Origin of the sequence: Caldifermentibacillus hisashii, assembly GCF_039654145.1 — a bacterium.
In the GTDB taxonomy this organism is placed as follows: Bacteria; Bacillota; Bacilli; order Bacillales; family Caldibacillaceae; genus Caldifermentibacillus; species Caldifermentibacillus hisashii.
The window spans coordinates 3,307,559-3,320,402 of the sequence record NZ_CP155467.1 but is presented as its reverse complement, the minus strand read 5'-3'; the positions used below and the strand labels follow the sequence as shown (position 1 = coordinate 3,320,402).

General features: G+C 38.9%; 12 protein-coding genes. 8 read left to right on the top strand and 4 right to left on the bottom strand.

Annotated elements, in window-relative coordinates; all coding sequences use genetic code 11:
• Positions 1-3: 3 nt before the first annotated feature.
• Positions 4-237 (bottom strand): hypothetical protein, encoded by a 234-nt coding sequence (locus tag NSQ14_RS16105; RefSeq protein ID WP_346216588.1) that lies wholly within the window; start codon positions 235-237, stop codon positions 4-6.
• Positions 238-1,067: 830 nt separating this feature from the next.
• Here NSQ14_RS16105 and NSQ14_RS16100 point away from each other — a divergent pair.
• Positions 1,068-1,370 carry a hypothetical protein gene (locus tag NSQ14_RS16100; RefSeq protein ID WP_346216587.1) on the top strand — a complete coding sequence of 101 codons (303 nt, stop codon included), beginning with the start codon at positions 1,068-1,070 and terminating at the stop codon, positions 1,368-1,370.
• A gap of 309 nt (positions 1,371-1,679) precedes the next feature.
• Here the strand turns inward: NSQ14_RS16100 and NSQ14_RS16095 are convergent, their stop codons facing one another.
• The gene (locus NSQ14_RS16095) at positions 1,680-3,401 is read right to left on the bottom strand and encodes a methyl-accepting chemotaxis protein (protein WP_216408796.1); all 1,722 of its coding nucleotides are present in this window, start codon (positions 3,399-3,401) and stop codon (positions 1,680-1,682) included.
• 144 nt (positions 3,402-3,545) lie between these two features.
• On the opposite strand from NSQ14_RS16095, the gene NSQ14_RS16090 reads away from it, so the two are divergent.
• Positions 3,546-3,818 (top strand): acylphosphatase, encoded by a 273-nt coding sequence (locus NSQ14_RS16090; protein WP_216408794.1) that lies wholly within the window; start codon positions 3,546-3,548, stop codon positions 3,816-3,818.
• Positions 3,819-4,127: 309 nt separating this feature from the next.
• Here the strand turns inward: NSQ14_RS16090 and NSQ14_RS16085 are convergent, their stop codons facing one another.
• On the bottom strand, positions 4,128-4,490 hold the full coding sequence (locus NSQ14_RS16085; protein ID WP_034772604.1) for a DUF4440 domain-containing protein: 363 nt from the start codon (positions 4,488-4,490) through the stop codon (positions 4,128-4,130).
• A 673-nt stretch (positions 4,491-5,163) separates the two neighbouring features.
• Between NSQ14_RS16085 and NSQ14_RS16080 the strand changes: the two genes are divergently transcribed.
• A complete protein-coding gene (locus tag NSQ14_RS16080; RefSeq protein WP_216408791.1) occupies positions 5,164-6,462 on the top strand; it encodes an MFS transporter in 1,299 nt (432 codons plus the stop codon).
• 256 nt (positions 6,463-6,718) lie between these two features.
• Here the strand turns inward: NSQ14_RS16080 and corA are convergent, their stop codons facing one another.
• Positions 6,719-7,663: a magnesium/cobalt transporter CorA gene (gene corA / locus NSQ14_RS16075; protein WP_152641507.1), complete on the bottom strand. Its 945-nt coding sequence runs from the start codon at positions 7,661-7,663 to the stop codon at positions 6,719-6,721.
• A gap of 73 nt (positions 7,664-7,736) precedes the next feature.
• Here corA and NSQ14_RS16070 point away from each other — a divergent pair, with 73 nt between their 5' ends.
• From NSQ14_RS16070 to tkt, 5 genes are all read left to right on the top strand, one after another.
• Positions 7,737-7,901: a hypothetical protein gene (locus NSQ14_RS16070; protein WP_346216586.1), complete on the top strand. Its 165-nt coding sequence runs from the start codon at positions 7,737-7,739 to the stop codon at positions 7,899-7,901.
• Between the two features lie 256 nt (positions 7,902-8,157).
• Positions 8,158-8,373 (top strand): hypothetical protein, encoded by a 216-nt coding sequence (locus tag NSQ14_RS16065; RefSeq protein WP_346216585.1) that lies wholly within the window; start codon positions 8,158-8,160, stop codon positions 8,371-8,373.
• Between the two features lie 513 nt (positions 8,374-8,886).
• Entirely contained in the window at positions 8,887-9,024 is a 138-nt protein-coding gene (locus NSQ14_RS16060; protein ID WP_328187710.1) for a hypothetical protein, read from the top strand.
• Positions 9,025-9,780: 756 nt separating this feature from the next.
• Positions 9,781-10,431, top strand: coding sequence for a fructose-6-phosphate aldolase (gene fsa / locus NSQ14_RS16055; RefSeq protein WP_346216584.1), 651 nt, complete (start codon positions 9,781-9,783; stop codon positions 10,429-10,431).
• A 236-nt stretch (positions 10,432-10,667) separates the two neighbouring features.
• Positions 10,668-12,677 (top strand): transketolase, encoded by a 2,010-nt coding sequence (gene tkt / locus NSQ14_RS16050; RefSeq protein ID WP_346216583.1) that lies wholly within the window; start codon positions 10,668-10,670, stop codon positions 12,675-12,677.
• The last annotated feature ends 167 nt before the right edge of the window (positions 12,678-12,844 follow it).

The window sequence follows — 12,844 nt, the reverse complement described above, 5'->3', positions numbered from 1 at the left end:
GGCTCATTCTCTTAGGAGTTTTGCATCACGATCATGTTGGAACACAATCCCAGCCAATAAGGCATTCCACATGGCTCGAATCGGATCATCATCACGACCCTTCCCACGTTCTTTTTCAAGCACCCTCATGAGCTGTTCATCCGGCATGTACGCTATGACAAGACGAAGCCGTTCTAAATCTCCTAATTCTTCAATTTCTTCCCACGCAAAGAGACTAAGTTGTGGTATAATAGCCATAAATGGATCCTCCTTTGGTTCGTTAAGTTGATTTGTTTGTTAACTTAATTTTACACCAAGGGGTCCATTTTTTGTTGTTTTTTATGGGAGTAAAATTGAATTTTTCGTAACCCAAAGACCTTTAAGCCCGCATTTTTCCGTTATTCCTGTGGGGAAAATATTTTTCAACGTATTCTCTATCCTTTGGGAATCAAGGAATAACGAACATCGCAATTACCTCATAAAGCAGTCATATTTATGTTTCAAACCTAGAATGGTTGTATGGAAAATTTTGCAATAAAAATAGTATGAACTATATTTATGTAACGTAAATTATTCACAGTTCCTTATTAAGTTGGGCGTCATGTAACTAAAATTGTATTTCCAATTTGGTAGGAGTAATTTAGCTTAGGTGTTAGCTAATATCTTAAGAGGAAAAGGAATGAAACCTGATGTTGAGAGGATTTTGATATTTGGATTTCAAACATATCTTCATTCTATTCTAAACCAATAAATGTCGAAATATAGTGTTTACTCCCTATCTTAATATCAACTCTCCTAGCAACCTCAAGCAGATTAAGATAAAACGTTTTGTCAACACTTTTTAATGGCTCTTTTATTTGCCCTCATTCTAGCAATTCATTTTTTATGTTAAATTTTTATGGTATGTTAGAAGGATTTTTTCAAAGTTTGTCGAATCAATGTATTAGCTTTTTCATCCCCATTATTATATCGGTTTTCCCCAAATTATTAGAAGATTATGACCATCTTAGAACAAATTGGAAATGATTAAAATGGATTTCAAAGATGACTCGTTTTGTATATAATAATTGAGTAGGAGTTGAATGATGATGAGTAAAAACAATAATATTGAAGACATGTCATCCCAATTAATTACCATGGTAGCTGCAATCCAGGTAGAGCATAAAGAGATGAAACAAGCTCTAGAAGGAATGCATCAGGAGCAAAAAGAAATGAAACGGGTTCAACAAGAGATGCATCATAAAATAGATGAAATAGAAACGAAAGCAGAAGAACATCATAAAGAAATATTAGATCAGTTGACAGCATTTAAACATGACCAAGATTTTATTTGGGAGAAAACAGTGCGCCATGAAAGAGAGATTCATGCCATCAAAATGAAGTTAAGCTAGTGTGGAAGGTGTTGTTACTTCACGAATTTTGATATCTTAATGGTTGCAAAAAGGACACACTAAATATCCATGTCCTTGAGAGGATTTTTTGTGATTGGCATTGTGTAAGCGATTGCTTTAGTATGCTCGTGTAACCAACATTGGCCCCTCAAACCAATCGGATGCATGGGCAAGTCTTTCCAACCCAACTTTCTCTTTGAAACAAGTCTGGTGATCGGTCATTAAGAGAGGGATAAAGCCGCTTTGTGGAAAGCTCTTTATCCTTCTCAACATTTATCCAACGGTCTGCTTTCGGGTCTGGCCGATGCATCATATCTTAAATTTGCGAACGAGGTTGTCCAAGTCTTTGACCAATTTTTCCAATTGTTTCGTATTGCCAACGACTTCTTCCATATAACTGCTTGATTCTTGAGCAGAGGCGGCGGTTTCTTCAATCCCTGCTGCTGATTCTTCCGAGATGGCGGCAATTTCTTCAATGGAAGTGCTTATCTTCTGATTTTGTGCCGTAATCGAAGCCAAATTTTCGATAATCGTTTGTAAATTTCCTACCATGCCTGTTACCGATTCATTGATAATATTAAATGTTTCACTTGTGGATTTAATTTGGGTTGTCCCTTTTTCCACTTCATCATAACCGCTTCGAAGCGAATTAGTCACTTCTTTAATCTCATTTTGAATCTTGTTTACAATTTCAGTAATGTCTTTAACGGATACAGCGACCTCTTCAGAAAGTTTTCTCACTTCTTCCGCCACTACCGCAAAACCTCTTCCGTGTTCTCCGGCTCTTGCTGCTTCAATGGCGGCATTAAGGGCGAGTAGATTGGTTTGATCGGATATGTCTTTAATCACATAGATTAGTTTGGAAATTTTTTGCGATTCATCATGCAAGTTTTGTACTTTTTGAACACTTTCTTCAACAATGGAATCAATTTTTGCCATTTGCTCAGTGGATTGATCCATTAATTCTTTTCCATCATTAGCAAAGGTGAGTACGATTTGAGATGATTCTTGAATTTTTTCACCGTTTTCATTGGCCACTTGAACAATTTTTGAGTATTGTTGCATCGATTCGGACACTAAATTTGAGTGACTCGCTTGAGACTCGGAACCTTTTGCTAAATCTTGCATGGTTACAGCGATTTGTTCTGAACTTGCTTTCACTTCATGGGAAAGTTGCGTTAATGCTGAACTGCTCTTGCCGACTGTGGTCGTCATGCTCGATATTTGTTGAATCATATTTCGCAAATTTTCCCTCATTTTATTAATGGAAGAACTAATTTGACCAATCTCATCTTTTCCGTTATACGTTAAAGCTTCAACAGTCAAATCTCCATCAGCTATTTTGTTACTTAATTCAACAACTTTACCAAGATTTCGTGTAATATTTCTACTGATGAAGAAGATGAGTATTGCACCAACGATAATCGATGCGGTTATCGAGATGATTTGGATGATAATAGCCAGTTGTTTACTTTTTTCGGCTTGGGTAATGGCATTTTGGCGTTCTTTGTCTATATTTTCGCGTAAAGAATCAAGAGCAAAAATTGTCGTTGTCCGTGCCTTATTTGCCTGACTTATATAGTAGGAAGCCGACGAATCTGACATATTATCAATTTCCGGAATGATATTTTCGTTTAATAACTGATCAAGTTTCTTTTCATTCTCATTCACGAGTTGAAATAAGTTTTTTTGCTCTTTCGTAACTAAGATTTTACTAATTTCTTTTTTAATGTCATGAAAAGTAGCGTTATCTGCATTATAATTGTTAATATTTTCATCACTTTTTTCAATGACATAACTCATGATATTCGCTGCTTTACTATTAATGACGGTACCCATTTGCGTAATCATGACCGAACGATCGGAGTCCCTTTCCAATCGTTCAATATTTTTCCCAATATTGTTGATTGATGTGGTGACGATGATTGTGGAAATGATAAAAAATATAAATACGGATACTAAAGTCATGGTGTATTTAGCACCAATTCGAAAGTCTTTAAAATTTAACCTATTTTTTCTCTTCTTGCTCATATCAATTCTCCTAATATATATAGTTTACTTTTATGTAATTGCTTTCACATTCTATTATTATCATACAATTTCATTACGTTTTTCTCAAGGTGAAATTTAGTATAATAAGGATAGGGAAAGCCGTAAAAAAGGGGAGGAATAATAATGATTGTCCATATTATTTTCGATGGTCGGGTTCAAGGTGTAGGTTTTCGTTATTCCGTTATGCAAAAAGCGTTGGAATATGGAATCAATGGCTGGGTAAGAAATAACGATGACGGGACAGTGGAGATGGAAGGTGAAGGAACAGAAGAACAAGTTAAAATGTTTGTAGAATCTCTTCGCACATGGCCAAATCGTTTTATTAAAGTAACGAATAAAAAAATCACATATTTGGACATCGAAAAAGGATATAAGACGTTTTCCATAGTCGGATAGGGAGGGCAAGGATCATTTGGCTCCCTCCCTGGAAAAGTGTTGGTGGGGTGTACAAATCTTATAAGTCCTTTTTTGTCTTTTTCGTTTCAAACTATTCTCCTTTTGTGGACTGTCCGTTTTTGCCTTTTTCATTTCAAACCACTTTCCCTTTGTGGAACAAAGTGTATAGATTCAAACGTCCGTCATTGCCTCTTTTGTTTCAAGCTATTCTCCCTACTGTGCCTGCCTGTGTTTGTGCTTTTTATTTCAAGCTATTCTCCCTATTGGTGCCAGCCCTTTTTTGTTCTTTTCATTTCAAACCATTTTCCCTTATGTGGAACTGTCCGTCTTTGTCCCTTGATGGAAGACCATTTGCCACCTGTTTTCCATATATTTCCAGATAGAGCTCCTTAATGTATATTGTTGGGTTTCTTTATTAAAAATTCGATAGGTTGTTAGAACAATTTCGTCGGATAGGGGGTGAATTTCGAATTCGCTAAGTTGCATGTTGACGACACCTATTCCTTCTGGCGCGATTCCATCCTTGTGTAAAATTTTTCCGGAACTGCCGATTTCAAAAAAATTGTCGGCAAGGATGTTACTTAATTCAGTAGCGGAAGTTCGAATGTCCGGTGTTAGTAACATTTCTTCCAGCTTACGTAAATGCTCTTTTAAAAGATTGTTGTTTTCCATTTCTTTCGCTCCAGTCAAAAATATAATAAACTCTCATCGTTTTCTATTACGTACAGCGGAATCCCATACGGTGCCAAAATAGTATCAATTTGATATATAAGATTCGGTGAGTTGTGAACAATTTTACAACAAAATCAGCAATTTTATCAATTGATTGATGTTTTTCGGGTTTGTGAAAAATATTATTTTCTATAACGGGTTTCGTCGCAAAAAAATTGAGAATTTCCCGGCTCAAAATGGTGAATGTTGAATTCGAGGGGGGGACTGTTGAATACTCGTAATCTACTGTTGAATTCACAGGGTACACTGTTGAATTTTTCAATTTTACTGTTGAATTTGCTGGGGGTACTATTGAATACCGGGGGAGGATTGTTGAATACTCGTAATCTACTGTTGAATTTTTCGTCAAAACCGAGCATTTTTCGCTTCAAAATATCGACAAAATAAATTAAAAGTCACTCATTCGCTATTATGCAAGAAATCGTTTTATCAAACATTGAATTTTTTGTGACAAAATGATTTACAATCCCAGAAAATTCATGATAGAATATGACCATAGGATTTTCAGGTCATCTGATGAGTTGAACTATATCGACTATAAAAATGATTTTTTGTTCAAAATGTAAGCGATTTAAAACAAAAAGGGAAAAGCTTATTTGAAGGGAGAAAAAACATGTTAAAGGGGAATGTAAGGGTTCTATTTGCTAGTTTAATAGGAAGCGCTATCGAGTGGTTTGATTATTTTTTGTACGGGACGGTTGCTTCGTTAGTTTTTAATCAATTATTTTTTGTAAGTGAGAATCCAACAATCGGGTTAATTATCGCCTATACGTCTTTTGCCATTGCCTTTTTCTTACGGCCGATCGGGGGAATTCTTTTCAGTCATATCGGGGACCGTTTAGGACGGAAAAAGACATTAGTTTTGACGCTCACTTTGATGGGGTTGTCGACATTCGGCATGGGTATGCTACCTACTTATCAGGTCATCGGTATTTGGGCGCCAATCTTCCTTACTTGTTTACGTTTTGTTCAAGGACTTGCCCTCGGCGGTGAATGGGGTGGCTCTGTATTGTTGGCGGTCGAATATGCGCCGAAAAACAAAAAAGGTCTGTTTGGCAGTGTTCCGCAAATGGGCATTTCCGTTGGTTTGATATTAGGATCTTTGGTCATGTCGGTTATGACCCTTTTACCGGAAGATCAGTTTATGTCATGGGGATGGCGGGTACCGTTCTTATTAAGTGCTGTTCTTGTTATTTTTGGATTGTGGATTCGAAAAGGGATCGATGAAACTCCTGCATTTAAAAAGGCGCAAGAAGCCGGTGAAGTATCAAGACTTCCAATTGCCGATACATTACGCTACCATTGGAAAGCCGTACTAATCGCAATGGGTGCAAAAGTTGTTGAAACGGCGCCATTTTACATATTTGGAACATTTATCGTTTCGTACGCGACGACCACTTTGAATTTTAATAAAACCGATGCGTTGAATGCTGTTGTCATCGGTTCAGTAGTGGCAACAATTATTATCCCAATTATTGGAAACTTATCCGATCGTATTGGCAGAAAAAATATTTATCTATTCGGTATTGCAGCCACAATCCTATATGCATTTCCGTATTTCTGGATGCTGCAACAAGGTTCGGTCTTTTTGCTTATTTTGGCAACGGTAATTGGTCTTGGCTTTATTTGGGGATCCGTCAATGCGGTTCTTGGGACGATGATATCGGAATTTTTCCCTGCTAAAATCCGCAATACCGGTATCTCTTTAGGCTATCAGCTGGGGGCGGCATTTGCAGGTGGTACGGCACCACTTGTTGCCACGGCATTATTGGCGACATTTAACAATTCATTCGTTCCGGTAGCCTTATACATGATTTTGGCTGCAATCATCAGTTTATTCGCCATATCTTTTATAAAAAATAACGGTCAAACAAATGAACAAATAGATTCAGAATTGGATTTAAATATGTAATATAGACTGTTTGGAACGGGAAACATTTTGATAAAACAAAAAACAGCATGGTAACAAGCCTTGCTGTAGAATATTTGCATAGTCATCAGATGACCTGTTGTTTTTTACCATAGTAAAATGGAAATAGGATTTGAGCGGTGTTCATGTGATAATTCCCTAGAACACCGCTTAATATGTTTAAGAAAGTCGTCCCACATACCGATTTGTTCGGAAAAGCATGTGGTCACACAAACGTTTCCACAAGGACGTGGAAGCTTTATTTAAACCAACCTTTTTTCCATAAAATGGCCAACAACAATGAGCCGATAACAAACATCGAACCTAAGACGGCATAATAGCCCCATCGCCATGACAATTCCGGGATGTACTTAAAGTTCATACCGTAAATACTAGCGATAAAGGTCAACGGTATAAAAATAGAAGACAGCACGGTTAAAGTTTTCATGATATTGTTCATTCGATATGAGTTTATAGAAATGTAACTGTCCCTAATATCGTTTGTCATTTCCCGATTGGAATCGATAATTTCAATAAGTCTGAGCAAATGATCATAAATATCCATAAAATAAAGATGATCTTCTTTCGGAATATTTACTCTTTCTGAATTCAAAATGCGGTATAATAGCTCGCTCATTGGTGTGATTGTTCGCCGCAATTTTAATAATTGATTTCTTACTTCAAAAACATCCTCGATCAAATCTTGACTGCCATTTTTTGTCACAAGCTCTCCAATAAAGTCTTCCAATTTGTAAGCAGCCGGGAAATATTCGTCAACAATTTTATCCAATAGTAGATAAAAAATATATAGCGGATTTTTATCCAAGACGACTTTTGAGTCTTCTTTTACTTTTTCAAAAACGTTATTCACTTCTCTTGAATCGTCAAGGTGAAAGGAAACGATGAAATTTTTGCCAAAGAAGATATCCACTTCTTCTGCTAAAAGGGTTTGCGGGTTAATGGTGTGTAAGACATAAAAATTATAATCTTCATAAAAATCAACTTTTGGACGTTGAAAAAAATGTAAACAGTCTTCAATCGAAAGCGGGTGGAAATTGAAAAACGTATAGAGAAGTTGTGTTTCTTCTTCAGTTGGGGAATGAAAGTCAACCCAATACCAGGAAATTTTCGAATCAACCAATTCCTGTATGGAAATATCATGTAATACTTGCTGATCTTTTGTTACTGCAATCGTATGAATCACGGTAATGCACCTTCGTTCTCTTTGTACATGTTGACAAGTATAACATATATAAGAGGAGAAATAAATTCTATGGGTGAAAGAGAAATACGATGATGGTGATATATTTGTTAATGAACTTGAGTTTCGCATCCTAAAGACGGGAGGGTGTGTCGTCGTCAAAAAATCGAGTTTTTTGCCCAAAAATAGCGACGAGAAAGGGTTTCGTCGCCAAAAAAGCAAGTTTCTCGGCTCAAAATGACGACGAAAATAGACCTCGTCGCCAAAAAGTGAAGTTTCCGGCCAAAAAATGACGACGAGAAAGGGTTTCGTCGCCAAAAAAAGGGAGTTTCCGGCTTAAAATGGTGACGAGAAAGGGTATCGTCGCCAAAATAGAGCATTTTCCGCCTCAAAAAGGTGACGAGAATGAATCTCGTCGCCAAAAAAATGAGTTTTTCGGCTCAAAATGACGACGAGAAAAGGTCTCGTCGCCAAAAAGTGAAGTTTCTCGGCTCAAAATGACGACGAGAAAGGGTCTCGTCGCCAAAAAAGGGAGTTTTTCGGCTCAAAATGACGACGAGAAAGAGTCTCGTCGCCAAAAAAAGGAGTTTCTCGCCTCAAAGCGACGACGAGAAAGAGTCTCGTCGCCAAAAAAAAGGAGTTTTTCGGCTCAAAATGACGACGAGAAAGAGTCTCGTCGCCAAAAAAAGGAGTTTTCCGGCTTAAAATGGTGACGAGAAAGAGTCTCGTCACCAAAAAATGGGGTTTCCCACCTCAAAATGACGACGAGAATGAATCTCGTCGCCAAAAAAGTGAGTTTTCTGGCTTAAAATGGTGACGAGAAAGGGTATCGTCGCCAAAAAATGGGGTTTCCCGGCTCAAAATGACGACGAGAATGAGTCTCGTCGCCAAAAAAGTGAGTTTTCCGGCTTAAAATGGTGACGAGAAAGAGTCTCGTCACCAAAAAATGGGGTTTCCCACCTCAAAATGACGACGAGAATGAATCTCGTCGCCAAAAAGTGAAGTTTCTCGGCTCAAAATGACGACGAGAAAAGGTCTCGTCGCCGAAAAAGTGAGTTTCTCGGCTCAAAATGACGACGAGAAAAGGCCTCGTCGCCAAAATAGAGCATTTTCCGCCACAAAAGGGTGACGAGAATGAATCTCGTCGCCAAAAAAGTGAGTTTTTCGGCTTAAAATGGTGACGAGAAAGAGTCTCGTCACCAAAAAATGGGGTTTCCCACCTCAAAATGACGACGAGAATGAATCTCGTCGCCAAAATAGAGCATTTTCCGCCTCAAAAAGGTGACGAGAATGAGTCTCGTCGCCAAAAAATGAGTTTTTCGGCTCAAAATGACGACGAGAAAGGGCCTCGTCGCCAAAAATAAGCATTTTTCGGCTCAAAGTGTCGACGAGAATAGGCTTCGTAGCCAAAAAAGTGAGTTTTCTGCCTCAAAAAGGTGACGAGAAAAGGTCTCGTCGCCAAAATAGAGCATTTTCTGTCTCAAAAAGCTGACGAGAATGAATCTCGTCGCCAAAAAAGTGAGTTTTCTGGCTTAAAATGGTGACGAGAAAGGGTATCGTCGCCAAAAAATGGGGTTTCCCGGCTCAAAATGACGACGAGAATGAGTCTCGTCGCCAAAATAGAGCATTTTCCGCCACAAAAGGGTGACGAGAATGAATCTCGTCGCCAAAAAAGTGAGTTTTTCGGCTTAAAATGGTGACGAGAAAGGGTTTCGTCGCCAAAAATAAGCATTTTTTGGCTCAAAATGACGACGAGAAAGGATCTCGTCGCCAAAAAATGGGTTTTTCCGGCTTAAAATGGTGACGAGAAAGGGTCTCTTCGCCAAAAAGTGAAGTTTTTCGGCTCAAAGTGACGACGAGAACGCGTCTCTTCAACTAATTTGTTTTTTATGGTGCGAAACTCAAGTAATGATGATATATGGAAAACATTCATGGTACAAATTTTTTCTATATACTTTTCATAATTATGGAATGGGAATTATTGTGAATTTACGGTATACTAAAAGATAGATTAAAAAAACGTGACCAAGGTAAAAAGCAAGTTTTGAAAATAATTTTTTAACAGGTCATGTACATAAGATGATTGAGATAAGCAACCATCATATTGAGGAGGTAATAAGATGAAGTTTTTCCTTGATACTGCGAATGTAGAAGAAATCAAACGGGTGAATCGGCTCGGACTGGTTGATGGAGTAACGACAAATCCGACCCTAATAGCACGCGAAGGCCGGGATTTTGAAGAAGTTATCAAAGAAATTTGCAGCGTTGTTGACGGACCGGTTAGTGCAGAAGTCATCGGTTTGACAGCGGAAGAAATGGTCAATGAAGCCCGGGTACTTGCCGGTTGGGCCCCAAATGTCGTTGTTAAAATTCCAATGACGGAAGATGGTCTGGCCGCAGTGAATATCCTTACTAAGGAAGGGATTAAAACAAATGTAACCCTTATCTTTTCGGTTGCACAAGGGTTGATGGCAGCTAAAGCTGGTGCTACTTATGTCAGTCCGTTTGTTGGCCGATTAGATGATATTGGCGTAGATGGGCTTGATTTGATTGTCAGGTTAAAACAAACGTTGATGAACTTTAATTTTGAAACGGAAATCATTACAGCCAGTGTTCGGAATCTCGAACATGTGGAAGCAGCTGCCTTAGCCGGTGCAGATATTGCGACCATTCCGGGTTCATTGTTCCCGAAACTTTGGAGCCATCCATTAACGGATAAAGGAATCGAGCAATTTTTAGAGGACTGGAAAAAAGTTCCGGCAAAAAAATAATCCATACAGGGGAAACTCGTAATAGAACGAATGAATTTGCAGTTCAAAAAATCCTTACAGGGCAAACTTGTATTGAAATGAAAGAATCGCAGCTCAAAAATGTTGTCAAAAAATATTCAATCTGGGGGAAACTCCCTGATAAATGGGATTTCCCGTTTTCCCCGACAGTATTCTTGAAAAAACTTAAAACAAGTCTGTGATCTATATCATAGCTTTAGAATATGGAGGAATGTTCAGTGAATAACACAGTATCCGTTGAACAATTATCAATTAATACAATCCGCACATTATCCATCGATATGATCGAAAAGGCAAATTCGGGTCATCCGGGTTTACCGATGGGTGCCGCACCAATGGCCTATGTGCTTTGGACTGAATATATGAATCATAATCCAAAAAACTCTAAATGGTTTAACCGTGACCGTTTTGTTTTATCTGCGGGACACGGTTCGGCCCTACTATACAGTCTTTTACATCTGTCCGGATATGATTTATCCATCGATGATTTAAAAAACTTCCGCCAACTTGGTTCACGGACACCCGGGCATCCTGAAGTTCATCATACAGATGGTGTTGAAGCTACAACCGGTCCGCTTGGTCAAGGGATTGCAATGGCTGTCGGGATGGCGATGGCGGAAAGATTTTTGGCAAATAAATATAATCGTGACGGTTTATCTGTTGTTGACCATTATACATATGCCATGGTTGGGGACGGCGACTTAATGGAAGGAATCTCCCATGAAGCCGCATCACTCGCCGGGCATTTGAGACTTGGCAAATTGGTCGTGTTATACGATTCGAATGATATTTCCCTGGATGGTGACTTGAGCCGTTCTTTCTCCGATCAAACTGCAAAACGTTTTGAAGCATATGGCTGGCAAGTATTGCGTGTAGAAGATGGTAACGATATTAAGGCCATTAGTCAGGCGATTAAAGAAGCAAGAGCAAACAGTTCCCAACCAACTTTAATTGAAGTAAAAACGGTGATCGGTTACGGTTCTCCAAATAAATCGGGTTCATCTAAAGCCCATGGTGCGCCACTTGGTAAAGATGAAGTTCAATTAACAAAGCAAGCATACGGTTGGAATCATCCCGACTTCTACGTGCCTGAAGAAGTGTATGCCGATTTCCGGGAAAAAGTAGTTGAACCGGGTAAATCAGCTGAAGAAGTTTGGAACCAATTGTTTAAAACATATAAGGAAAATCATCCGGCGCTTGCTGCTGAATTGGAAGCTGCTATTAATGGTGAACTTCCGGCAGGCTGGGATCAGGACTTGCCGATATTTACCCCCGGAGTAGATACTTTGGCAACGCGGGCTTCTTCCGGCAAAGTTTTAAATGCAATTGCAAAAAATGTTCCGTTTTTAATTGGCGGAAGTGCAGATTTATTTGAATCCAATAAAAACTATGTCAACGATGCCGGTGACTTTGGTCCGGATAATTATGCCGGCCGAAATATTTGGTTCGGTGTTCGCGAATTTGCTATGGGTGCCGCATTAAACGGAATGGCATTGCATGGCGGTGTCAAAGTGCAGGGCGGTACATTCTTCGTATTCAGTGATTATTTAAAACCGGCGATTCGTTTAGCAGCGATTATGAACGTCCCGGTTACGTATGTGTTTACTCATGATTCTATCGCTGTCGGTGAAGATGGTCCAACCCATGAACCGGTTGAACAACTTGCCGGTCTGCGTGCCATCCCGAATCTTTCTGTTATTCGCCCGGCAGACGCAAATGAAGTTCAAGCGGCGTGGCGGTTAGCGCTTGAAAGTAAAGATCAACCAACGGCATTAATTTTAACAAGACAAAATGTCCCGACATTGGAAGGTACTGCTGAACAAGCTTATGAAGGTGTGAAACGAGGTGCTTATGTAATTAGCAAAGGTGAAAAAGAAGTACCGGATGCTTTGTTAATCGCAACCGGCTCAGAAGTTCAACTTGCAATTCGTGCCCAAGCCGCATTAAAGGAAAAAGGAATTGATGTAAATGTTGTAAGCATGCCATCTTGGGATCGTTTTGAAAAACAAGATGATGCCTACAAAAAAGAAGTATTACCTGAAAATGTACGGGCACGGTTGGCAATTGAAATGGCCTCTCCGCTTGGCTGGAAACAATATGTAGGTGACCAAGGTACAGTTCTTGCCATCGATACTTTCGGTGCTTCCGGTAATGGCAATAAAATTATTGAAGAATACGGCTTTACGGTTGAAAATGTCGTTGCTCAGGTGGAAAAACTGGTTAACTAACATAGACAAAGAAAATGAAGTTCTTTACAAAGGAGTCGGATAAACTTTCCGGTTCCTTTTTTATTTATATTAAAATGTTATTGCCCAGGGGGAAAAATTGGTTAACCAACACTGACAAAGAAAATGAAGTTCTTTACAAAGGAGTTGGATGAATTTCCGATTCTTTT

What these genes read in the sequence shown, in the direction of transcription:
- NSQ14_RS16105 (WP_346216588.1), bottom strand. Translation starts at nt 237, where the DNA reads ATGGCTATTATACCACAACTTAGTCTCTTTGCGTGGGAAGAAATTGAA.
- NSQ14_RS16100 (WP_346216587.1), top strand. Translation starts at nt 1,068, where the DNA reads ATGAGTAAAAACAATAATATTGAAGACATGTCATCCCAATTAATTACC.
- NSQ14_RS16095 (WP_216408796.1), bottom strand. Translation starts at nt 3,401, where the DNA reads ATGAGCAAGAAGAGAAAAAATAGGTTAAATTTTAAAGACTTTCGAATT.
- NSQ14_RS16090 (WP_216408794.1), top strand. Translation starts at nt 3,546, where the DNA reads ATGATTGTCCATATTATTTTCGATGGTCGGGTTCAAGGTGTAGGTTTT.
- NSQ14_RS16085 (WP_034772604.1), bottom strand. Translation starts at nt 4,490, where the DNA reads ATGGAAAACAACAATCTTTTAAAAGAGCATTTACGTAAGCTGGAAGAA.
- NSQ14_RS16080 (WP_216408791.1), top strand. Translation starts at nt 5,164, where the DNA reads ATGTTAAAGGGGAATGTAAGGGTTCTATTTGCTAGTTTAATAGGAAGC.
- NSQ14_RS16065 (WP_346216585.1), top strand. Translation starts at nt 8,158, where the DNA reads ATGACGACGAGAAAGGGTCTCGTCGCCAAAAAAGGGAGTTTTTCGGCT.
- NSQ14_RS16060 (WP_328187710.1), top strand. Translation starts at nt 8,887, where the DNA reads ATGACGACGAGAATGAATCTCGTCGCCAAAATAGAGCATTTTCCGCCT.
- fsa (WP_346216584.1), top strand. Translation starts at nt 9,781, where the DNA reads ATGAAGTTTTTCCTTGATACTGCGAATGTAGAAGAAATCAAACGGGTG.